The organism is Frigidibacter albus, assembly GCF_009908165.1.
GTDB classification, from domain to species: domain Bacteria; phylum Pseudomonadota; class Alphaproteobacteria; order Rhodobacterales; family Rhodobacteraceae; genus Frigidibacter; species Frigidibacter albus.
The window spans coordinates 191,036-212,352 of the sequence record NZ_JAAAUC010000002.1; the positions used below are offsets into that span (position 1 = coordinate 191,036).

Here is a 21,317-nt window from a genome sequence, read left to right on the forward strand (position 1 = left end):
TGCGTATGTTGTTGGCACCATTATGGGGGCAAGGGGGGATGAGTGTCCAGCGGGTGGCGGGGGCGCGGCCAGAGGAGGATCAGCCCGCGGCCAACAGGCTCGCGGCAAGTGCCCGGCTGACCGGCTTGCCCGAGGCCAGCGATGCGGCATCGAGCCGCGCCACCAGATCGCGGGCGCCGGCCAGAGAGCGGTCCATCCGTGCCGTCAGGAACGGGATCAGCGCCGGCGGCACCGCAATCTGCCGGTCGGCGAAGAGCTTGACCAGCACAGCCGCCAGCAGGTCATCCCCCGGCGGATCAAGCATTGCGGTCGAGGTGCCCTGCATCCGGCTGGCAAGGTCGGGCAGGCGCAGCGACCAGCGCGCGGGCGGGTTGGCCGCGGTTATCAGCAGCCGCCCGCCCTCGGCGAGCACGAGGTTGTGGAGGTGGAAGAGCGCCGCCTCGGCCGCGTCATATCCGGCGATGCAGTCGGCATTCTCGACCGCAACGGCCCCGGCTGCGGCCAGCGCCGGCACATCGGCCAGCGGCAGTTCGGCAGCGGGCACGATTTCGGCTCCGGTCTCGGCGGCCCAGACATGCGCGAGATGGGTCTTGCCCGACCCCTCCGGGCCGACCAGCACCAGCTTGCGCTGCGGCCAGTCCCGCCAGCCGTCGATCTGCGCCAGTGCCAGCGCATTCGAGGGGGCCACGAAGAAATCGCCGCGCCCCAGTGACCGGCGCGGCGGCAGGTCGAAGGCCAGTTGCTGCGCCATCAGGGGGCCGTTCGTCCCGGCGGCTGCAGGATCACGGCGCCGGTTTCGGGCGAGAGGCGCGCCTCGGCCTCGGGCGCCAGTGTGACCTCGACCCGCAGATCCGGCTCGGGCACGCTGTCGAGCCCGTTATAGAGCTTGCTCTCGGTATACTGGTTGATGAGGAACCGCGCGATCACCCCAAGCGCCGCTGCGACCGGCACCGCGACCAGCATCCCGGCAAAGCCGAACAGCGTGCCGAAGGCCGACAGCGCGAACAGCAGCCAGACCGGGTGCAGGCCCACCGAGTTGCCCACCAGTTTCGGGGTCAGAATATTGCCTTCGACGAACTGGCCCGACTGGAAGATCGCCCAGATCAGCGCGATCATCCACCACTCGCCCCAGAACTGGAACAGCGCGAGTCCGATGGCGAGCCCGCCGCCGACCAGCGCGCCGACATAGGGGATGAAGGTCAAAAAGCCGGCAATCGCGCCGACCACCAGCCCGAAGTTGAGCCCCGCCAGCGCCAGCGCCACCGAGTAGTAGACGCCAAGGATCACGCAGACCAGCACCTGCCCGCGCACGAACCCGGCCAGAACGGCGTCGATCTCGGAGGCGAGGCGGCGGATGGTGGGGGCATGGTCGCGCGGCAGCCAGCCGTCGATCCGCGAGATCATCTTGTCCCAATCGAGCAGCATGTAGAAGGCCACGACCGGCACCACGACGATGAACACCACGAAGTTCACGACGCCCATGGCCGAGGACAGCACCGTCGTGACCAGTTCCCCCCCGCGCGAGCGGATCATCTCGCCGATGCTGGCCAGCGTCTCGCGCAGCACGCTTTCATTGTCCATGATCGTGGGGAAGCGGGCCGTCAGGAACGTCTGCAACTGGCCAAGGATCTGCGGCGCGGTGTTGATCAGCTGCGCCAGCTGCCGCACCAGCGTCGGGATCACCAGCAGCGCGGCCAGAACGAACACCACCACGGCGACGATCGAGATCAGGGCGGTGGCGGCGGTGCGGGACATTCCCGTCCGCTCCAGCCGGTCGGCGACCGGATCCATGAAATAGGCCACGGCCCCGCCGACGAGGAAGGGCAGGATGACGTTGCCAAGGCCCCAGAGCACGACAAGGAACACTGCTGCGGCAATGCCCCAGTACTTCATCTGTTGCCGGACCGGCAGCGCCATCGTCGTCATCCTTCCGAGTTTCCGCCGGGCCAGAGGCCGCCGTCTGTGTCGCGTCCAAGTCATCGCCCAGCCTGCGCCGCACCGCAAGCGGCTTGCCCGTGCAAAGGCCGCCCGACAGTCGCCTCAGCTTGCCTGACAGATGCGTATCGCATAGACGATGTGCAAGCTCCCATACCCACAGGTTCCCGCAATGCGCCTTTCCCGCTACTTCCTGCCCGTGCTGAAGGAAAATCCCGCCGAGGCGCAGATCGTCTCGCATCGCTACATGCTGCGCGCCGGCATGATCAAGCAGCAGGCGGCGGGGATCTATTCCTGGCTGCCGCTGGGGTTCAAGGTGCTGCGCCGGATCGAGCAGATCGTGCATGAGGAGCAGATCCGCGCCGGGCATATTCCCCTGCTGATGCCCACCCTGCAACCGGCCGACCTGTGGCGCGAAAGCGGGCGCTATGACGATTACGGCCAGGAAATGCTGCGCATCAAGGACCGGCAGGAGCGCGAGATGCTCTATGGCCCGACCAATGAGGAGATGATCACCGACATCTTCCGCAGCCATGTGGGCAGCTACAAGGACCTGCCGCTGACGCTGTATCACATCCAGTGGAAGTTCCGCGACGAGATGCGCCCGCGCTTCGGGGTGATGCGGGGGCGCGAGTTCCTGATGAAGGACGGCTACAACTTCGACCTGACCAAGGAAGACGCGCTGCACGCCTACAACCGCCACCTCGTCAGCTACCTGCGCACCTATGAGCGCATGGGGTTGCAGGCGATCCCGATGCGGGCCGACTCTGGCCCCATCGGCGGCGACGACACGCATGAATTCCTGGTGCTGGCGGCCACCGGCGAGTCGGAGGTGTTCTATGACTCTGCCGTGACCGACATCCGCCTGGGCAAGCGCGAGATCGACTATGACGACAAGGCCCAGTGCCAGGCGGTGATGGAGGAGTTCACCTCGCTCTACGCCCGCACCGACGAGACCCATGACGCGGCCCTGTTCGACGCCATCCCCGAGGAGCGGCGCAAGTCGGCGCGGGGGATCGAGGTCGGGCAGATCTTCTACTTCGGCACCAAGTATTCCGAGCCGATGGGCGCGAATGTGGTGACCCCGGATGGGGCCCGCGTGCCCGTCCACATGGGCTCGCACGGTATCGGCGTGTCGCGCCTGCTGGGAGCGATCATCGAGGCGAGCCATGACGACAAGGGCATCATCTGGCCCGAGGGCGTGACCCCGTTCCATGTGGGCATCGTCAACCTCAAGCAGGGAGACGCCGGCACCGATAGCGCCTGCGAGGCGATCTATGGCGCGCTGAAGGCCAAGGGGCTGGACCCGCTCTATGACGACCGCGACGAGCGGGCGGGGGCGAAATTCGCCACGATGGACCTGATCGGCCTGCCCTGGCGGATCACCGTCGGGCCGCGCGGCCTTGCGGCGAACAAGGTGGAACTGACCTCGCGCCGCACCGGCGTGAGCGAGGAGATGAGCCCGGAGGCCGCGGTGGCGCGGGTCGTGGAGATTTACGCGGGGATCTGACGGCGGAGGAGGGCCTTGCCCGGCAAGGAAGAAGAAGGGGGGCGCCGCCCCCCGTCGCTTGCAGCGACTCCCCCCGGGATATTTTTGCCAGCAAGAATGGCAAAGTGGGTCTTGGCCCGCGTCAGGTGACCCTGGCGCGGGCCTTGTATTCGGGGCGGTCCCAGAGGTCTCCGGCCATGATTTCGGCGAGGATTTCGGCGGCGCGCAGGACTTCGGGCAGGCCGATATAGAGCGGGGTGAGGCCGAAGCGCAGGATGTCCGGGGCGCGGAAATCGCCGATGACGCCGCGGGCGATGAGCGCCTGCATGATCGCGTAGCCCTCGGGGTGGCGGAAGCTGACCTGGCTGCCGCGCTGGATTGGGTCGCGGGGGCTGGCGAGGGTGAGGGTGGGGCAGGCAGCTTCGACGGCGGCGATGAAGGCCTCTGATAGTTCGATGGATTTCGCGCGGATATCGTGAATGTCGGCGATGTCCCAGACGTCCAGCGCCGCCTCCAGCGCGGCGAGTTGCAGGATCGGCGGGGTGCCGACACGCATCCGCTCGATGCCGCGGCCGGGGCGGTAGCGCGGGTCGAAGGCGAAGGGCGCCTCATGGCCGAGCCAGCCGGAGAGGGCGGGGCGGGCGCGGTCCGCAAGTGCCTCTGAAACATAGATAAAGGCCGGGCCGCCGGGGCCGGAGTTGAGGTATTTGTAGGTGCAGCCGACGGCGAAATCGGCGCCGGCTCCGACAAGGTCCAGCGGCACCGCGCCGGCGGAATGGGCGAGGTCCCAGACGGTCAGGGCGCCCGCTTCATGGGCAAGGGCGGTGAGGGCGGCCATGTCGTGGCGGCGGCCGGTGCGGTAGTCCACCTCGGTCAGCAGCAGCACGGCGACGGTGTCGTCGATGGCCGCTGCCACATCTTCGGGGGCGACGGTGCGAAGGGTGTAGGCCTCGCCCAAGGTGCGCAGCAGGCCCTCGGCGATATAGAGATCGGAGGGGAAGTTGCCGATGTCGGACAGCACCACGCGGCGGCCGGGGTTCAGCTCCAGTGCCGAGGCAAGGGCTTGATAAACCTTGATACTCAGCGTGTCGCCCATCACCACTGACCCGGCTGGCGCGCCGATCAGCCGGGCGATGCGGTCGCCGATGCGGGCGGGCTGGTCCATCCAGCCGGCGCGGTTCCAGCCGGTGATCAGCATCTTGCCCCACTCCTCGGTGACGGTGCGGCCGACCCGCGCTGCGGCGGTGCGGGGCAGGGGGCCGAGCGAATTGCCGTCGAGGTAGATCATGCCCTCGGGCAGGTCGAACAGGGCGCGGGTGGCGGTGAAATCGGTTGTCATCGGGCCTCCGGGAGTTGGCTTGACGGTGCCGCAGCGGGGCGCGGGAGGCAAGACGGATCGGGTATGGAACCCATACAGATCCTAGGCAGATACCATGCGCATGATTTGCGCATGACGGATCACGGGCCCCGCGGCCGCAATCCGCTTGCGCCTGCCGCGCGCTGCGCCACTCTGGCCCCTGAACCCGCCCACCGGAGTGACCTCATGAACGCGCTCAAGGCCCTCGACTATCCGCCGATCTGGCTGGCGGGCTTCGCCGTGCTGGCCTGGGCGCTTGGCGCGGTGCCGCTGCGGCTGTTCGGGCCTTCGGGCGGCACGGTCGGCGCGGGGCTGATCGGGGCCGGGCTGCTGCTGATGCTGGCGGCGGCGGCGCAGATGCTTCTGGCGCGCACCACGATCATTCCGCACCGGGAGCCCGGCGCGCTGGTCACCGGCGGGGTGTTCCGCCTTAGCCGCAACCCCATCTACCTTGCCGATGCGCTGGTACTGGCGGGGGTGATCGTCCTGCGCGACGCCCCGCTGGCGGTGCCGCTGCTGCCACTGTTCATGGCGGTGATCCAGAAGCGCTTCATCTTTGGCGAGGAGGCGCGGCTTCGGGCCGCCTTTGGCCCGGACTTCGCCGATTACGCCGCCCGGACGCGGCGCTGGCTGTGACCTGTGCGCACATTACCCGGGTTTCGGGTTGTTGCACTGCGGCGTTTCGCTTGTGATAGTTTGTTGCGCGATGCTATGACTTCGCGGCCAATTCAGGTCCACCGAGGCTGAAAGGCCCAAGCGACTGGGGGAGAGACAGTGAAGATCGGGGCACCGAAAGAGATATTTCCGGGTGAAGCGCGCGTCGCGATGACACCTGACTCGGCCCTTCAGCTGCAAAAGCTGGGGCATGAGTGTTTTGTGGAAGCAGGCGCCGGCAAGGGCGCCGGGATTTCCGACGCCGCCTATGCCGGCGCCGGGGTGACGGTGCTGCAAGATGCCGCGGCGCTGTTCGCCGCGGTGGATGTGCTCGCCAAGGTGCGCCCGCCGTCCGAGGCCGAAGTGCAGATGCTGCGCGCCGGCCAAACGCTGATTTCATTCTTCTACCCCGCGCAGAACACCGAGCTGCTGGAGCAGGCCAAGGCGCAGGGCGCGACCGTCATCGCCATGGACATGGTGCCGCGGATCAGCCGGGCGCAGAAGATGGACGCGCTGTCCTCGATGGCGAATATCGCCGGCTACCGCGCGGTGATCGAGGCGGGCAGCAACTTCGGCCGCTTCTTCACCGGGCAGGTGACGGCGGCGGGCAAGGTGCCCCCGGCCAAGGTGCTGGTGGTGGGCGCGGGCGTTGCCGGGCTTGCCGCGATCGGCACCGCGACCAGCCTGGGCGCCATTGTCCATGCCTTCGACGTGCGCCCCGAAGTGTCGGAGCAGATCGAATCGATGGGCGCGAGCTTCGTGTTCCTGGAGTTCGAGCCGACGCAGGACGGCGCCGCGACCGGGGGCTATGCCGCGCCTTCGAGCCCCGAGTTCCGCGAAAAGCAGCTGGCGAAGTTCCGCGAGCTGGCACCCGAGATGGACATCGTCATCACCACCGCCCTGATCCCCGGCCGGCCCGCGCCGAAGCTGTGGACCGAGGATATGGTGGCGCTGATGAAGCCCGGATCGGTGGTGGTCGACCTTGCCGCCGAGCGCGGCGGCAATTGCGACCTGACGGTGCCGGACGAGAAGATCGTCAGCCCCAATGGCGTGACCATCGTCGGCTATACCGATTTCCCCAGCCGGATGGCGGCGCAGGCCTCGACGCTCTATTCCACCAATATCCGCCACATGATGACGGACCTGACCCCGAAGAAGGATGGCGCGATCTTCCAGAACATGGAGGATGACGTGATCCGGGGCGCGACCGTGACCCATGACGGCGCGATCACCTTCCCGCCGCCCCCCCCGAAGATTGCGGCGATTGCCGCCGCGAAGCCGAAGGAGAAGGTGCGCGAGCTGACGCATGAGGAAAAGCGCGCGGCGGAAACCGCAGCGTTCAAGAAGCAGACCCGCGATCAGGTGGCGCTGCTGGCCGTCGGCGGCGCGCTGCTGCTGGCGGTGGGGCTGGTCGCCCCGGCAAGCTTCATGCAGCATTTCATCGTGTTCGTGCTGGCGGTGTTCATCGGCTTCCAGGTGATCTGGAATGTCAGCCATTCGCTGCACACCCCGCTGATGGCGATCACCAATGCCATCTCGTCGATCATTATCCTGGGGGCGCTGATGCAGATCGGGTCGGGCAACTTCCTGGTGATCTTGCTGGCGGCGCTGGCGATCTTCATGGCGGGCATCAACATCTTTGGCGGTTTCCTGGTCACGCGCCGGATGCTTGCCATGTTCCAGAAGTCGTAAGGAGACACGGGAATGGATTACGGCTTCACAACCGCCGCCTATGTCGTTGCGGCGATCCTGTTCATCCTGTCGCTGGGCGGGCTGTCGGGACAGGAAAGTGCGAAACGCGCGGTGTGGTATGGCATGGCCGGCATGGCGCTGGCCGTGGCGGCGACGCTAATCGGCCCGGGCTCGGGCCTGTGGCTGCTGTCGCTGATCATGATTGCCGGCGGTGGTGCCATCGGCTGGGTCGTGGCGCAGCGGGTGCAGATGACGGCGATGCCGCAGCTGGTGGCGGCGATGCATTCGCTGGTTGGTCTGGCGGCGGTCTTCGTTGGCTTCAACGCAGATATCGAGCTTGGCCGGGTGCTGGCGATGGATCCGGCGGCGCGGGCCGGGCTGGAGGGTTTCGCCGCGGTGCTGGCGCACAAGACCCCGGTCGAGGTGTCGATCCTGCGGGTCGAGGTGTTCCTCGGCGTGTTCATCGGGGCTGTGACCTTCACCGGATCGGTGATCGCCTTCGGCAAGCTGGCGGGCAAGGTCAACACCGCGGCGCAGAAGCTGCCGGGGGGGCATATGCTGAACGCCGGCGCCGCGGCGGCCTCGGTGCTGCTCGGGGTGCTCTATTTCAACGATGCCGGGATCTGGTCGCTGATCCTGATGACGCTGCTGGCCTTCTTCATCGGCTATCACCTGATCATGGGCATCGGCGGGGCCGACATGCCGGTGGTGGTGTCGATGCTGAACTCCTATTCCGGTTGGGCGGCGGCGGCGATCGGCTTCAGCCTGGGCAATGACCTGCTGATCGTGGTGGGGGCGCTGGTCGGCTCCTCGGGTGCGATCCTCAGCTACATCATGTGCAAGGCGATGAACCGGTCGTTCGTCAGCGTGATCCTGGGCGGCTTTGGGGGAACCTCGGGGCCGGCGATGGAGATCTCGGGCGAGCAGGTGGCGATCGATGCCGAGGGCGTGGCGGCGGCGCTGAACGATGCGGATAGCGTCATCATCGTGCCGGGTTACGGCATGGCGGTGGCGCAGGCGCAGCAATCGGTCAGCGAGCTGACGCGCAAGCTGCGCGCCGCGGGCAAGACCGTGCGCTTTGCCATCCACCCGGTTGCGGGGCGGCTGCCGGGGCACATGAACGTGCTGCTGGCGGAAGCCAAGGTGCCCTATGACATCGTGATGGAGATGGACGAGATAAACGAGGATTTCCCCTCGACCGACGTGGTGATCGTGATCGGCTCCAATGACATCGTGAACCCCGCGGCGCAGGAAGATCCGAACTCGCCTATCGCCGGGATGCCGGTGCTGGAAGTGTGGCGCGCCAAGCAGGTGTTCGTGTCCAAGCGCGGGCAGGGCACGGGGTATTCCGGGATCGAGAACCCGCTGTTCTTCAAGGACAACACCCGGATGTTCTATGGCGATGCCAAGAAGTCGCTGGACCAGCTGCTGCCGATGATCGACTGAGGTTCCAGCTTTGAGGTTGCAGGGCGCCCCGCGGTTGCGGGGCGTTCTGCGTTTCTGGCTGCGGAAGAAGGGGGGCCGTCTGCCCCCCTTCACCCCCCGAGGATATTTGGAAAAGGCAAAGGCAGTAGTGCGCGCTCTTGTCTTTTGCCTTTTCCAAATATCCTCCGGGGGTCCGGGGGTGGAAAACCCCCGGCTTTGGCGCCGGGCGTTGCACAAAAGCCAGTATGCGAGGGGATGCCGGGGGGCGCGGCGATTTTTCCGGGGGGCATCGGCGCGGGGCGCGGTAGGTCTGCGGAAAACAGGATCCGCCGATGATGACCCCGTTGCAAGACCATCCGCTGCGCTATGCGCTGACCAACGAGCTTCATGCGCGGCCCTTCCCCTCGCTAGAGGCGCCCTGCGAGGCGGTGTATCTGGCGATCAAGCAGCCCGTCGATGCCGCGAACCGCGACCGCGGCGCCGACCTTGCGCATCTGCTGGCGCTGCTGGACCGGCACGGGGCGGTGCATCCGCAGCCGGGGGCCACGCATTTTTCCAGCACGTTGGGGCGGCATGACCTGAAATGGGAGAGCCATACCGAGTTCGTGACCTATTCGGCGTTTTCCGCGGGGCTGGCGGAGCGGGCCTTCGATCCGGCGCTGGCCGAGGTGTTCCCGGCCGCCTGGCTGGCGCAGGCGCCGGGCAAGCGGCTGGCGGCGGTGACGGTGCGGGTGGAGTTCCTGCCCGAGGATCCGGCCGAGATCAACGCCCGGCTGGACCAGTGGTTTGTCCCTGAGAGCCTTGCCTGCGCGACGATCATCGAGGGCGCTGCGGTGGTGGCGGGGGATTTCCGCATCGATGCCGCGGGGCAGATGCGCTTTGCGGTCTTCGTGAAGCCCGGCACCGGCGCGCGGCGGGTGGGGCGGATCGTGCAGCGGCTGTGCGAGGTGGAGACCTACCGCGCCATGTCGATGCTGGGGCTGGGGCGGGCGCGCGAGCTGACGGCGCGGCTGAATGCGCTCGACCCGCAGCTGTCGGCGCTGGTGATGGGCATGACCGACGAGGCGCGCCCGTCGGAGGAGACCCTGCACGCGCTGCTGGCGGTGTCGGCCGAGCTCGAGGGGCTGGCGATGCAGCACAGCTTCCGCTTTGGTGCGACCGGCGCCTATGAGGCCATCGTGCTGCAGCGGATCGAGGTGCTGCGCGAGATGCGCTTCGAGGGGCGGCAGACCTTTGGCGAGTTCTTCATGCGCCGCTATGACCCGGCGATGCGCACGGTGAAATCGGCCGAGCGGCGGCTGGTGCAGATGGCAGAGCGGGCAACGCGGGCCGGGGAATTGCTGCGCACCCGGGTGGATGTGGAGCGGTCCGCGCAGAACCAGCGGGTGCTGGAGAGCATGGACAGGCGCGCCGACCTGCATCTGCGGCTGCAGCACACGGTCGAGGGGCTGTCGGTGGTGGCGATCAGCTATTACGCAGTGAGCCTTGCGGCCTATCTGCTGCTGCCCTTTGCCGAGGCGGCGCATCTGCCCAAGACGCTGCTGACGGCGGCGCTGGTGCCGTTGGTGGTGGGCGCGGTCTGGCTGATGGTGCGGCGGATCAGGAAGGCGATGCATTAGGGCCGGCCCGAAAGCCGGCCCAAGTTTCAGCGCCCACGGATGCGCGGGTCGAGCGCGTCGCGCAGGCCGTCGCCGATATAGTTGACGCTGAGCACCGTCAGCGAGATGGCGATGCCCGGCAGGATCACCCGCATCGGATACAGCTGGATCTGGTCCACCGCGTCGAACAGCAGCCGCCCCCAGGTCGGGAAATCGGGCGGGAAGCCGAGGCCGAGGAACGAGAGCGCGCTTTCGGTGATGATCGCGCTGGCGATGCCGAGCGTCGCCGAGACCATGATCGGGCTGAGCACGTTGGGCAGGATGTGGCGGACGATCATCTTGAACGGCGAGGTGCCGATGGACCGCGCCGCCAGCACGAACTCGCGTTCCTTCAGCGCCAGCACCTCGCCGCGGACGATGCGGGCGGTCTGCATCCAGGACGTGACGCCGATGGCGACCACGATCAGCAGGAAGATCCCGGTCTCGGGGCCGAAGCGTTTCGACAACGGCTCGCGGAACAGCATCACCATGACCAGCAGCAGCGGCAGCAGCGGCAGCGCCAGGAACAGGTCGGTCAGCCGCATCAGGACGCCATCGAGCCGGCGGAAGAAGCCGGCCGAGATGCCGATCACCGTGCCGAGGAAGATCGACAGCCCCATCGCCGTCATCCCCACGGCGATGGAGACCTTGCCGCCGGCCATCAGCCGGGCCAGCATGTCGCGCCCCAACTGGTCGGTGCCAAGCGGATGGGCGCCCGACGGGCCCTGATTGCGGGCGCGCATGTCCACGAAGGTGGCGTCCATGCTCCAGATGAACGGCCCCAGGATGACGCTGCCGAGGATGGCCGCGAACACGATCAGCCCCAGCATCGCGCCGCGATGGCTGCGGAACTGGCGCCAGACATCGCGCCATTGGTTCGAGGGCGCCTCGGCGGGCGCGGCGGCGGTCACAAGGTTGGTATCAGTCATAGCGGATCCTCGGGTCCAGGATGCCGTAGAGGATGTCGGCCACCAGGTTGAACAGCACGATCAGGATGGCGAAGATGAAGGTCAGCGTCTGCACCATCGGCAGGTCATTGGCGTGGATCGCGGTGATCAGCAGCTGGCCAAGCCCGTTCACCTTGAACACTTGCTCGGTGATGATGGCGCCGCCAAAGATGGTGGGCACGCCAAGCGCGATGACGGTGACGACCGGGATCATCGAGTTGCGCAGGACGTGGGTCAGAACCACGACCCGCTCTTTCAATCCCTTGGCGCGGGCGGTGCGCACATAGTCCTGCCGCAAGTTGTCGAGCATCGAGGCGCGCATGAACCGGCTGATCTGGCTGGCATTGTAGAGCGCCAGCACCGCGACCGGCATCGCCATCTGCCGCAGCTGGAAGACGAAGCTGTCCCAGTCTGTCACCTTGTGGGTGGTGTTGTAGATCGAGGGGAACCATTGCAGGTTCACCGCGAAGATGATGATCAGCACCACGCCGGTGAAGAAGGTCGGCACCGAGAAGCCGATCATCGAGATGAAGGTGCCGATCTGGTCGAACCAGCTGTATTGCTTGTAGGCCGAGATGATGCCGATGGGCAGCGCGATGGCGACACCCACCACATAGGCGAGACCGACGACCCAGAGCGTCTGCGGGATGCGCTGCGCGATGATGTCGGCGACCGGGCTGCGGGTCTGCCAGGAGATGATACGCTGCGCGTCGCCACCGATATTGGTGCCGAACATGGCGTCGAAGATATGCAGGGGCTCGACGATGAAGAACTGCTTGAGCCACAGCGCATAGCGGATATGGATCGGTTCGCCGAGGCCGAGCGCCTCGCGCATCTTCTGCTTGACCTCGGGCGGGACGGTCAGCGGCATCTGCGCCAACGGGTCGCCCGGGGCGAGGTCGAGCAGCAGGAAGATGATCAGCGAGATGAACAGCAGTGTCGGGATCGCGATCAGCAATCGGCGGAAGGTATAGGTGAGCATGGGGCGGCGCCTTTGGTCAGCGGTCCACGGGATCGAGCGAGGGCAGGCCATGTGCAGCGGCGCCCCGGTTCGAAGGCCGGGGCGCCGCGTTCAGGCCGAACGGCCCGCCTTACTTGATGCGGTACCAGTCAGCGGCGTTCCACAGCTCGCTGTCCCAGGTGTTCAGCACCACGCCGCCAAGCGTGTTGGCATGTGCCGAAAGACGGCCGCGGTCCACCAGCGGGATGATGACCATGCTCTCCTTGGTCAGCATGTCGTTGAGCTTGCGGGCAATCTCGCCGCGTTTTTCCAGCTCGCCGGTCTGGCCGAGTTCGGCGACCAGCGCGTCATAGGCCGGGTCGCAGAAGCGGTTGATGTTTTCGCCCTGCCACTGCGTTTCAGGCTTGGGGGCCTTGTCGCAGGTATACATGGCGAGGTAGCTTTCCGGGTCGGTGCCGTCGAAGTTGTTCGCGTACATCTCCACGTCTGCATAGAACTTCTGGAAGGTGTCGGGCGAGCCGGGATCGCCGCCGAAGAAGACCGAGCCATCGACGTTCTTCAGCTCGACCTCGACGCCAAGCTCTTCCCACCACTGCTTGATGATCGCCTGGAAGTCCTGGCGCACGGCGTTGGTCGAGGTCTGGTAGACCATCGAGAATTTCATGCCGTCCTTGTCGCGCACGCCGTCACCATCGGTGTCGGTCCAGCCGGCCTCGTCGAGCAGCGCCTTGGCGCCTTCCATGTCCTGCGGGATGCAGCCGGTATTGTCGGTCGAGGCGAACATCGCCGGGGCCGGGACCAGGTTGCAGGTCGGGCGACCGGCCTCGCCATAGCCGATGTCGGACAGCAGCTGGCGGTCGATGGCTTTCGACAGGGCCGTGCGTACGCGGATGTCGGACAGGATCGGATGCGGGTGCATCGCGGTCGAACGCTCGCCTTCCGGCAGATCCGGCGAGGGGTCGGTCATGTTGATCTCGATCCGCTCGACCAGGGTGCCGAAGGCGTTGACGAGTGTGCCCTTGCCGCCCTTCATCATCTCTTCCAGCACCTCGGGGGCCAGCTGGGTGTTCCAGGCATAGTCGAACTCGCCGGTTTCCAGAACCGCGCGGGCCGCCGCTGCCGCATCGCCGCCGCCCTTGAAGGTCATGGTGGCGAAGGCGGGCTTGGCCGGGTCGCGGTACTCGGGGTTGGCGGACAGGGTGATCACGTCATTGGGGCGGAATTCATCGACCTTGAAGCCGCCGGTGCCGATCGGCATGAAGTTGGCATCGGTGCATTCGGGCGCGCGGGCGCCGAGGCAGTCCGCGAATTGCGCCTTCTGGATGATCGGCGACTGCCCGCCCGAGAACGGGCCATAGGGGAAGGGCTTGGGCGCCTCGAAGGTCACGACCACGGTCAGCGGATCGGGGGCGGTGACAGAGGCAACGCCCTCGAACTTGGCCAGCTGCGCGCAGCCGCCTTCGGGATGCATGCAATACTCGGCGGTGAACACCGCATCTTCGGCGGTGAAATCGGTGCCGTCCGACCATTTCAGGCCCGGCTTGATCTTGTAGGTGATGGTGGTCAGGTCTTCCGACACGCCGCCGTTCTCCAGCGTCGGAACCTCTTCCACCAGCCAGGGCAGGATCTGCCCGGTCTCGTCATAGCGGATCAGCGGTTCGATGATGAGGCTGGCCGCCTCGATATCCTTGGTGCCCGAGGACAGGTAGGGGTTCAGGATCGAGGGCGCTTGCGAGTAGATCACGTTGACATGACCATCCGCCCCGCGCTCTGCCATTGCGGCGGGTGCGAGGGCGAGTGTCGCGCCCGCGCCCAGTAGAAGCGTCATCAGTTTCATTTCTCTCTCCTTGTTGGGTAGATCCGCGCGTTTTCGCGTCGGGGGTCACGTCGAGGTCGGGATCAGGATCGGGAAACGGACCGCCGCTTCGGCCATGGTGGCACGCTTCGCGCGTGTCTGGGACCTGTGACCGGGCGGCTGTTTCTGTGGCACGGCTTCTCGCCTGTCCTTGTTGTTGGCAGTCCTGACGGGCTGTCCCGACATCGTGCAATTTTCGATACAAGCCGCGGAAAAAGGCAAGAGGCTTGTGCCTTGACCTCGCTTCCCCCCGCAATCCGCCTTCGCGCGGCGTCATCCCCTGCGCCTGTTTGACTTTTTGGTCAGCTTCTCGCTAGCGTGACAGGCAAGGCCGCGATGACGGCCAATTCCGGTTCACCTGACAGGGGCCCACACAATGCTCGATCTGACCGATTCTGTAGCGCCCGGCGATGCGCGCCCGCCGCTGGTGGCGATTCGCAACCTGCGGGTGGAGTTCGAGACCAATGACGGCACGGTGCTGGGGGTCGAGGATGTCAGTTTCGACATTGCCCCCGGCGAATGCGTCTGCGTGGTCGGCGAAAGCGGGTCGGGCAAGTCGGTGTCATCCTTGTCGCTGATGCGGCTGGTGGAGTTCGGGGGCGGCGAGATCGCGGGCGGCAGCCTGATGTTCCAGCGCGAGAAGGGCGGGGCGGTCGACCTCGCCAATGCCGAGCCGGACCTGATGCGCCAGATCCGCGGCAATGAGATCGGGATGATCTTTCAGGAGCCGATGACCTCCTTGAACCCGGTCTTCACCATCGGCCGGCAGCTGACGGAAGGGCTGCGCGTCCACAAGGGCATGACACGGGCAGAGGCGGATGCGCGGGCGCTGGAGCTGCTGCGCATGGTGCGGATGTCGGAACCCGAGCGGCGGCTGAAGCAGTATCCGCATGAGCTGTCGGGCGGGATGCGGCAGCGGGTGGTGATCGCCATGGCGATGGCCTGCGAGCCGCGGCTGCTGATCTGCGACGAGCCGACGACCGCGCTCGACGTGACCATCCAGGCCGAGATCCTGGCGCTGATCGACCGGCTGAAGCGCGACAAGGGCACCGCGGTGATGTTCATCACCCATGACATGGCGGTGGTGGCGCAGATGGCCGACCGCGTGGTGGTGATGTATCGCGGCAAGAAGGTCGAGGAGGGGCTGGCGACCGAGATTTTCGAGGCGCCGCAGCATCCCTATACCAAGGCGCTGCTGGCCGCCGTGCCGCGCCTTGGCGAGATGACCGGCAAGCTCGCCCCCGAACCGATGCGCCTGCTGGACCGGCAAAGCGGCGGCGACATGACGCCGATGAAGCATGACGCGGCGATGCGGGCCGATGGCTCGGATGCGCCGGTGCTGCTGGATGTGAAACACCTGACCACGCGCTTCCCGGTGCGCGGCGGGCTGCTGCGCCGGCTGGTGGCCAATGTCCATGCGGTCGAGGATGTCAGCTTCCAGATCCGGCAGGGCGAGACGCTGAGCCTTGTGGGCGAGTCGGGCTGCGGCAAATCGTCGTGCGGGCGGTCGATCCTGCGGCTGGTGGAGCCGACCTCGGGCTCGGTCTGGCTCGACGGGCAGGATGTTCTGGCGCTCGATGACCGCGGGCTGCGCCGGGCGCGGCGCGAGATGCAGATGGTGTTTCAGGATCCCTATGCCAGCCTGAACCCGCAGATGCGGCTGTTCGAGCAGGTGGCAGAACCGATCCGCAACTATGGCCTCGCCTCGGGCTCGGAACTGCAGGACCGGGTGGCGCAGCTCTTCGACCGGGTGGAACTGCCGCGCAGCTTCCTGCGCCGCTTCCCGCATGAGCTGTCGGGCGGCCAGCGCCAGCGCATCGCCATTGCCCGGGCGCTGGCGCTGAACCCCAAGCTGATCATCGCCGATGAGGCGGTGTCGGCGCTGGACGTATCGGTGCAGGCGCAGGTGCTGAACCTGATGATGGAGTTGCAGGCCGACCTTGGGCTGTCGTTCCTGTTCATCAGCCATGACATGGCGGTGGTGGAGCGGGTCAGCCACAATGTCGGCGTGATGTATCTGGGCCGCATCGTCGAGATGGGCCCGCGCGCTGCGGTGTTCGAGAACCCGAGCCACCCCTATACCAAGGCGCTGCTGTCGGCGGTGCCGATCGCCGACCCCCGCCGCCGCGTGCTGCGCGGCGAGGTGCAATACCAACCGATCCCCTCGCCGATCTTCCCGGTGGACCACGCTCCCGCCGCCTCGAGCTATGACGAGGTCGAGCCGGGCCATTTTGTCCTGAAAGGCTGAAGAATGCCCCCCCAGAACATGTCGCCGCGAGAGATCCTCGCAAAGCTGGTGTCGTTCCCGACGGTCAGCCGCGACAGCAACCTGCCGCTGATCGACTGGGTCGAGAGCTATCTGCTAAGCCACGGTGTCAGCAGCAAACGTGTGCCGAACGAGGATGGCACGAAGGCCAGCCTTTATGCGGTGATCGGGCCGAAGGTGCCGGGCGGGGTGGTGCTGTCGGGTCATACCGATGTGGTGCCGGTGGACGGGCAGGACTGGTCGAGCGATCCGTGGGTTCTGGAGGAACGCGGCGGGCGGCTTTACGGGCGCGGCGCGGTGGACATGAAGGGCTTTGACGCGCTGGCGCTGGCGGCGGTGCCGCTGGCGCTGAAGGCCGGGATCAAGCGGCCGCTGATGATTGCGCTCAGCTATGACGAGGAGCTTGGCTGCGAGGGCTGCCGCGGCATGGTCGAGGAGATGGCGGCGACGCTGCCGCGGCCCGAGGCGGTGATCGTGGGCGAGCCGTCGATGATGAAGGTCGTGACCGGGCACAAGGGCGGCACCGCGTTCAAGGTGCATCTGAAGGGGTTCGAGGTGCATTCGTCCATCATGCATACCGGCGTCAATGCGATCATGGAGGCGGCGAAGCTGATCGTCTGGGCGAACGAGAAGAACGCCGAGAACCGCGAGCGCGTCCCGGGGCCGGTGGGCGCGGCCTTCGTGCCGCCCTGGACGACGGTGCATGTCGGCACCATCTCGGGCGGCACCGCGCATAACATCACCGCCGGCGATTGCCACATGGGCCTCGATTTCCGCGTGGTGCCCGGCGAGGATCTGGACGACTGGGTGGCTGCCGCCGAGGCGAAGGTGGCCGAGCTGCGGGCCGAGATGCAGGCGGTGCGCCCCGAGGCGGATATCGTGCTCGACCGCTATTTCACCGTGCCGCCGCTGGTCCCCGAACCGGGCGGCGCGGCCGAGGCGCTGATGCGGCGGCTGACGGGGGACAATGCCAGCCATGTCGTCAGCTACGGCACCGAGGCCGGGCATTTCCAGCAAAACGGCTGGTCGGCGGCGGTCTGCGGGCCGGGCGATATCGATCAGGCGCACAAGGCCGACGAATTCATCGAGGTCGCGCAGTTCGAGGCCGGATGGGCCTTCATGCAGCGCGTGGTGGGGCAGCTTTCCGAATGATGCCCTTTCCAATCCGGGCCGACAGCCCCGTGACCCATGCCGCGCCCTTGCCGGCGGCTTGCGATGTGGCGGTGATCGGCGGCGGGGTCATCGGGGTGATGACCGCGCTGTTCCTCGCCCGCGCCGGGCAAAGGGTGGTGCTGCTCGACAAGGGCCGTATTGCGGGGGAGCAATCCAGCCGCAACTGGGGCTGGATCCGCCAGCAGGGCCGCGACCCCGCGGAACTGCCTATGATGATCGAGGCGCGGCGGATCTGGCAGGATCTGGCGGCCGAGGTCGGGCCGGGGCTTGGCTACCGGCAGGCGGGGGTGATGTATCTGGCGGGGTCCGAGGCGCAGGCGGCGAAGTATGAGGGCTGGCTGCCCCATGCCGCCGTGCATGGGATCGACACGCGGATGCTTTCGCGCACCGAAATGCAGGCGATGGTGCCGAACTCTGCGGGCTGGACTTCGGCGCTGTGGACGGCCTCGGACGGGCAGGCGGAGCCTTGGGCCGCGGTGCCGCTGCTGGCGCGGCTGGCGGCCGAGGCGGGGGTGGTGATCCGCGAGGCCTGCGCGGTGCGGGCGCTGGACATGACCGCGGGCCGGGTCGCGGGCGTGGTTACAGAAGCCGGGCGCATCGGCTGCGACCGGGTGGTGCTGGCTGGGGGCGCGTGGTCCGGCCTGTTCGCGCGGGCGCATGGCGTGCATCTGCCGCAACTCTCCGTCCGCTCCACCGTTGCCGCGACGCAGGTGCTGCCCGAGGTGTTTGCCGGTGCCGCCTCCGACAAGAGCTTCGCCTTCCGCCGCCGCAGCGACGGCCGCTACACCCTCGCGCCCGGGTCGTTCCATGAGTTCTTCATCGGCCCCGACGCCTTCCGCCACCTGCGCGCCTTCCTTCCCCAGATCCGCGCAGACATCTCCGGCACCCGCTTCCTGCCGATGGCGCCCAAGGGCTACCCCGATGCCTGGACAACCCCGCGCAAATGGGATGCCAGCCGCCCCGGCCCGTTCGAGGCGCTGCGGGTGCTGGACCCGGCGCCCAATGTCCGTATGGTGGAGGAGATCCGCAGCAAATTTGCCGCCGCCTTCCCCTGCTTGGGCGAGGTCAGGATCGACTGTGCCTGGGCCGGGATGATCGACACCATGCCCGATGTGGTGCCGGTCATCGACCATGCCGCCGCCGTGCCCGGCCTGACCATCGCCACGGGGATGAGTGGGCATGGCTTCGGCATCGGCCCCGGTGTCGGCCGGGTCGTCGCCGATCTGGTGCAGGCGCGCGCGCCGGGCCATGATCTGACCCGCTTCCGCCTGTCACGCTTTGCCGATGGCTCGCCCATCACCATCGGCCCCTCTCTCTGAAAGGACCCTCCCATGCCCGTCAAGAACCGCTTCGCCGAACTGCTGCCGGAAATCACCGCCTGGCGCCGCGATTTCCATGAGCATCCGGAACTGATGTTCGACGTGCAGCGCACCGCGGGCAAGGTGGCCGAGCTGCTGCGCGACTTCGGCTGCGACGAGGTGGTGGAGGGGATCGGCCGCACCGGCGTCGTCGGCCTGATCAGGGGCCGCACCGACAGCGCCGGACGGGTGATCGGCCTGCGCGCCGACATGGACGCGCTGCCGATCAACGAGGCGACGGGGCTGGATTACGCCTCCAAGACCCCCGGCAAGATGCATGCCTGCGGCCATGACGGGCACACCGCGATGCTGCTTGGCGCGGCGAAGTATCTGGCGGAGACCCGCAACTTCGACGGCACCGTGGCGCTGATCTTCCAGCCCGCCGAAGAGGGCGGCGGCGGTGGGCGCGAGATGGTGCAGGACGGGATGCTCGACCGCTTCGGCATCCAGGAGGTTTACGGGATGCACAACATGCCGGGCATCCCGGTCGGCACCTTCGCGATCCGGACAGGCGCGATCATGGCCGCGGCCGACCAGTTCGACATCGTGGTGACGGGCAAGGGCGGCCATGCCGCGAAACCGCATGACTGCATCGACACCACGGTCGTCGCCGCGCATATCGTGGTGGCGCTTCAGACCATCGCCTCGCGCGGGGTGGACCCGCTGAAGCAGGTCGTGGTCTCTGTCTGCACGGTGGCGACGGACAGCACCGCCCATAACGTCATCCCGCAGCAGGTGGTGATGAAGGGCACGGTGCGGACCATGGATCCGAAAGTTCAGGACTATGTGGAACAGCGCCTGTCCGAGATTGTCATGGGCACCGCCACCGCGCTTGGGGCCAGTGCGGTCGTGCAATACAAGCGCGGCTATCCCGTGACGGTGAACGCGGTGGAGCCGACGGGCCATGCCGTGAAGGTCGCGCAAGAGGTCGCGGGCCAGGTTGATACCGACACCGCGCCGCTGATGGGAGCCGAGGATTTCAGCTTCATGCTGAACGAACGCCCCGGGGCCTATATCTTCCTGGGCAATGGCGATACGGCCATGGTGCATCACCCGCAATACAACTTCGATGACGATGCAATTCCGTTCGGATCAAGCTGGTATGCCGGCATGGCCGAGGCGCGGATGCCGGCGGCCTGAGGCTCAGGCCAGCGCCGCCTCGGTCAGTGGGCAGGGGCTGCCGGCATAGAACGCCTGCAGGATCTGCCCGAACGACGCTGAACCCCCGGCGCGGGCGAAGAGCGTGGCAGAGGAGCGCAGTTTCATCGCATCGACGGGGCCGAGGATGTCCTCGGCGCTGCGGCCTTGATGCGCCAGCATCGCCTCGGCGCAGGCGATCAGCCGCGGGCCAAGCACTGGATCGGCGAGGTAGGCCCGCGCCACGGCCAGATCGGCGATGCCGTAGAACTTGGCGGTGCCGGAGCGGCCAAGGCTGGCGAGTTGCGGGAAGATGAACCACATCCAGTGGCCGCGCTTCTGCCCGGCCTGCAGCTCGGCCAGGGCCGTGGCGTAGGTATCTTCCTGCGCCGCGTGGAAGCGCTCCAGGCTCACCCGCCGGTATGGCTCATGTGGCGGGTCATCTGCCCCTCGACGCGCTGGCGGGAATAGTCGAAGTCATGACCCTTGGGCTTGCGGGCGATGGCGGCGCGGATCGCCGCCTCCAGCACCGCATCGTCGGGGCTGGCGCGCAGGGGGGCACGCAGGTCGGCCATGTCCTCCTGGCCGAGGCACATGTAGAGCTCGCCGGTGCAGGTCAGCCGCACCCGGTTGCAGCTTTCGCAGAAGTTGTGGGTGAGGGGGGTGATGAAGCCGATCTTCTGCCCGGTCTGCTCCAGTCGCACATAGCGCGCGGGCCCGCCGCTGCGGTCCGTCAGATCGACGAGGGTGAAGCGTTCGGCAAGGCGCGCGCGCAGGTCCTTGAGCGGCCAGTACTGGTCCAGCCGCAGCTCCTCGCCCATCTCGCCCATCGGCATCACTTCGATGAAGGTCAGCTCATGGCCCTCGCCGCCGCACCAGTCGACAAGGCGGAACAGCTCCTCCTCGTTGAAGCCCTTCAGCGCCACGGCGTTGATCTTGACCTTCAGGCCCGCGGCAGTCGCGGCGCGGATCCCCTCCAGCACCTGCGGCAGCCGGCCCCATCGGGTGATGGCGGCGAATTTCGTCTCGTCCAGCGTGTCGAGTGAGACATTCACCCGCCGCACCCCCGCCGCCGCAAGGTCCCCGGCAAAGCGCGCGAGCTGGCTGCCATTGGTGGTCAGCGTCAGTTCCTTGAGCGCGCCCGAGTCCAGATGCCGCGACATGGCGCGGAAGAAGGTGAGGATATCGCGCCGCACCAGCGGCTCGCCGCCGGTGATCCGCAGCTTTTCCACGCCAAGCCCGATGAAGGTGGAGCACATGCGGTCCAGCTCCTCCAGCGTCAGCAGATCCTTTTTCGGCAGGAACTGCATATGCTCGGCCATGCAATAGGTGCAGCGGAAATCGCAGCGATCGGTCACCGACACGCGCAGGTAGCTGATGGGCCGGGCGAAGGGGTCGATGAGGGTTTGCATCATGGGAAGGTAGGCGGGG

Annotated in this window: 17 protein-coding genes; 9 read left to right on the plus strand and 8 right to left on the minus strand. The window is 67.1% G+C overall.

The features are described from left to right. Positions 1–79 precede the first annotated feature (79 nt). Both GVY41_RS03480 and GVY41_RS03485 read right to left on the minus strand, forming a co-directional pair. Positions 80–751: a P-loop NTPase family protein gene (locus tag GVY41_RS03480; RefSeq protein WP_161343661.1), complete on the minus strand. Its 672-nt coding sequence runs from the start codon at positions 749–751 to the stop codon at positions 80–82. Then, on the minus strand, positions 751–1,917 hold the full coding sequence (locus GVY41_RS03485; protein WP_161343659.1) for an AI-2E family transporter: 1,167 nt from the start codon (positions 1,915–1,917) through the stop codon (positions 751–753). The genes GVY41_RS03480 and GVY41_RS03485 overlap by 1 nt, the downstream gene beginning before the upstream one ends. Positions 1,918–2,107: 190 nt before the next feature. On the opposite strand from GVY41_RS03485, the gene proS reads away from it, so the two are divergent. After that, the gene (proS, locus tag GVY41_RS03490; RefSeq protein ID WP_161343658.1) at positions 2,108–3,445 is read left to right on the plus strand and encodes a proline--tRNA ligase; all 1,338 of its coding nucleotides are present in this window, start codon (positions 2,108–2,110) and stop codon (positions 3,443–3,445) included. A 121-nt stretch (positions 3,446–3,566) separates the two neighbouring features. Here proS and kynU read toward each other — a convergent pair whose 3' ends face one another. Further along, positions 3,567–4,763: a kynureninase gene (kynU, locus tag GVY41_RS03495; RefSeq protein WP_161343656.1), complete on the minus strand. Its 1,197-nt coding sequence runs from the start codon at positions 4,761–4,763 to the stop codon at positions 3,567–3,569. Positions 4,764–4,967: 204 nt separating this feature from the next. On the opposite strand from kynU, the gene GVY41_RS03500 reads away from it, so the two are divergent. From GVY41_RS03500 to GVY41_RS03515, 4 genes are all read left to right on the plus strand, one after another. Beyond that, positions 4,968–5,417 (plus strand): methyltransferase family protein, encoded by a 450-nt coding sequence (locus tag GVY41_RS03500; protein WP_161343654.1) that lies wholly within the window; start codon positions 4,968–4,970, stop codon positions 5,415–5,417. Between the two features lie 138 nt (positions 5,418–5,555). Continuing rightward, the gene (locus tag GVY41_RS03505; protein WP_161343652.1) at positions 5,556–7,127 is read left to right on the plus strand and encodes a Re/Si-specific NAD(P)(+) transhydrogenase subunit alpha; all 1,572 of its coding nucleotides are present in this window, start codon (positions 5,556–5,558) and stop codon (positions 7,125–7,127) included. A 12-nt stretch (positions 7,128–7,139) separates the two neighbouring features. After that, the gene (locus tag GVY41_RS03510) at positions 7,140–8,573 is read left to right on the plus strand and encodes an NAD(P)(+) transhydrogenase (Re/Si-specific) subunit beta (RefSeq protein WP_161343650.1); all 1,434 of its coding nucleotides are present in this window, start codon (positions 7,140–7,142) and stop codon (positions 8,571–8,573) included. A 314-nt stretch (positions 8,574–8,887) separates the two neighbouring features. Continuing rightward, on the plus strand, positions 8,888–10,171 hold the full coding sequence (locus GVY41_RS03515; protein WP_161344047.1) for a DUF3422 family protein: 1,284 nt from the start codon (positions 8,888–8,890) through the stop codon (positions 10,169–10,171). A gap of 26 nt (positions 10,172–10,197) precedes the next feature. On the opposite strand, the gene GVY41_RS03520 is transcribed toward GVY41_RS03515, so the two are convergent. The 3 genes from GVY41_RS03520 to GVY41_RS03530 form a co-directional block, all read right to left on the minus strand. Next, positions 10,198–11,118, minus strand: coding sequence for an ABC transporter permease (locus tag GVY41_RS03520; protein WP_161343648.1), 921 nt, complete (start codon positions 11,116–11,118; stop codon positions 10,198–10,200). Further along, positions 11,111–12,118, minus strand: a complete 1,008-nt coding sequence (locus GVY41_RS03525) for an ABC transporter permease (RefSeq protein WP_161343646.1) — start codon at positions 12,116–12,118, stop codon at positions 11,111–11,113. The genes GVY41_RS03520 and GVY41_RS03525 overlap by 8 nt, the downstream gene beginning before the upstream one ends. Positions 12,119–12,227: 109 nt before the next feature. Beyond that, a complete protein-coding gene (locus GVY41_RS03530) occupies positions 12,228–13,934 on the minus strand; it encodes a peptide ABC transporter substrate-binding protein (RefSeq protein ID WP_161343644.1) in 1,707 nt (568 codons plus the stop codon). A 394-nt stretch (positions 13,935–14,328) separates the two neighbouring features. Between GVY41_RS03530 and GVY41_RS03535 the strand changes: the two genes are divergently transcribed. The 4 genes from GVY41_RS03535 to GVY41_RS03550 are packed head-to-tail and all read left to right on the plus strand — an operon-like array spanning position 14,329 to position 19,889. After that, a complete protein-coding gene (locus GVY41_RS03535) occupies positions 14,329–16,200 on the plus strand; it encodes an ABC transporter ATP-binding protein (RefSeq protein ID WP_161343642.1) in 1,872 nt (623 codons plus the stop codon). 3 nt (positions 16,201–16,203) lie between these two features. Beyond that, on the plus strand, positions 16,204–17,370 hold the full coding sequence (argE, locus tag GVY41_RS03540) for an acetylornithine deacetylase (RefSeq protein WP_229725922.1): 1,167 nt from the start codon (positions 16,204–16,206) through the stop codon (positions 17,368–17,370). Continuing rightward, complete coding sequence (locus tag GVY41_RS03545) at positions 17,370–18,710, plus strand: NAD(P)/FAD-dependent oxidoreductase (protein WP_373283252.1); 1,341 nt, start codon at positions 17,370–17,372, stop codon at positions 18,708–18,710. The genes argE and GVY41_RS03545 overlap by 1 nt, the downstream gene beginning before the upstream one ends. A 12-nt stretch (positions 18,711–18,722) precedes the next feature. Beyond that, on the plus strand, positions 18,723–19,889 hold the full coding sequence (locus tag GVY41_RS03550) for a M20 aminoacylase family protein (protein ID WP_161343638.1): 1,167 nt from the start codon (positions 18,723–18,725) through the stop codon (positions 19,887–19,889). A gap of 3 nt (positions 19,890–19,892) precedes the next feature. Here the strand turns inward: GVY41_RS03550 and GVY41_RS03555 are convergent, their stop codons facing one another. Both GVY41_RS03555 and moaA read right to left on the minus strand, forming a co-directional pair. Then, positions 19,893–20,300 (minus strand): DUF1810 domain-containing protein, encoded by a 408-nt coding sequence (locus tag GVY41_RS03555; RefSeq protein ID WP_161343636.1) that lies wholly within the window; start codon positions 20,298–20,300, stop codon positions 19,893–19,895. Further along, positions 20,297–21,301 (minus strand): GTP 3',8-cyclase MoaA, encoded by a 1,005-nt coding sequence (moaA, locus tag GVY41_RS03560; protein WP_161343634.1) that lies wholly within the window; start codon positions 21,299–21,301, stop codon positions 20,297–20,299. The genes GVY41_RS03555 and moaA overlap by 4 nt, the downstream gene beginning before the upstream one ends. Positions 21,302–21,317: the final 16 nt, after the last annotated feature.

Excerpts from the sequence above, each read along its gene's own strand:
- GVY41_RS03500 (WP_161343654.1), top strand. The coding sequence starts at position 4,968 with ATGAACGCGCTCAAGGCCCTCGACTATCCGCCGATCTGGCTGGCGGGC.
- GVY41_RS03550 (WP_161343638.1), top strand. The coding sequence starts at position 18,723 with ATGCCCGTCAAGAACCGCTTCGCCGAACTGCTGCCGGAAATCACCGCC.
- GVY41_RS03480 (WP_161343661.1), bottom strand. The coding sequence starts at position 751 with ATGGCGCAGCAACTGGCCTTCGACCTGCCGCCGCGCCGGTCACTGGGG.
- GVY41_RS03515 (WP_161344047.1), top strand. The coding sequence starts at position 8,888 with ATGACCCCGTTGCAAGACCATCCGCTGCGCTATGCGCTGACCAACGAG.
- GVY41_RS03545 (WP_373283252.1), top strand. The coding sequence starts at position 17,370 with ATGCCCTTTCCAATCCGGGCCGACAGCCCCGTGACCCATGCCGCGCCC.
- GVY41_RS03520 (WP_161343648.1), bottom strand. The coding sequence starts at position 11,118 with ATGACTGATACCAACCTTGTGACCGCCGCCGCGCCCGCCGAGGCGCCC.
- GVY41_RS03535 (WP_161343642.1), top strand. The coding sequence starts at position 14,329 with ATGCTCGATCTGACCGATTCTGTAGCGCCCGGCGATGCGCGCCCGCCG.
- kynU (WP_161343656.1), bottom strand. The coding sequence starts at position 4,763 with ATGACAACCGATTTCACCGCCACCCGCGCCCTGTTCGACCTGCCCGAG.
- GVY41_RS03510 (WP_161343650.1), top strand. The coding sequence starts at position 7,140 with ATGGATTACGGCTTCACAACCGCCGCCTATGTCGTTGCGGCGATCCTG.
- argE (WP_229725922.1), top strand. The coding sequence starts at position 16,204 with ATGCCCCCCCAGAACATGTCGCCGCGAGAGATCCTCGCAAAGCTGGTG.
- moaA (WP_161343634.1), bottom strand. The coding sequence starts at position 21,301 with ATGATGCAAACCCTCATCGACCCCTTCGCCCGGCCCATCAGCTACCTG.
- GVY41_RS03525 (WP_161343646.1), bottom strand. The coding sequence starts at position 12,118 with ATGCTCACCTATACCTTCCGCCGATTGCTGATCGCGATCCCGACACTG.
- GVY41_RS03530 (WP_161343644.1), bottom strand. The coding sequence starts at position 13,934 with ATGAAACTGATGACGCTTCTACTGGGCGCGGGCGCGACACTCGCCCTC.
- proS (WP_161343658.1), top strand. The coding sequence starts at position 2,108 with ATGCGCCTTTCCCGCTACTTCCTGCCCGTGCTGAAGGAAAATCCCGCC.
- GVY41_RS03485 (WP_161343659.1), bottom strand. The coding sequence starts at position 1,917 with ATGGCGCTGCCGGTCCGGCAACAGATGAAGTACTGGGGCATTGCCGCA.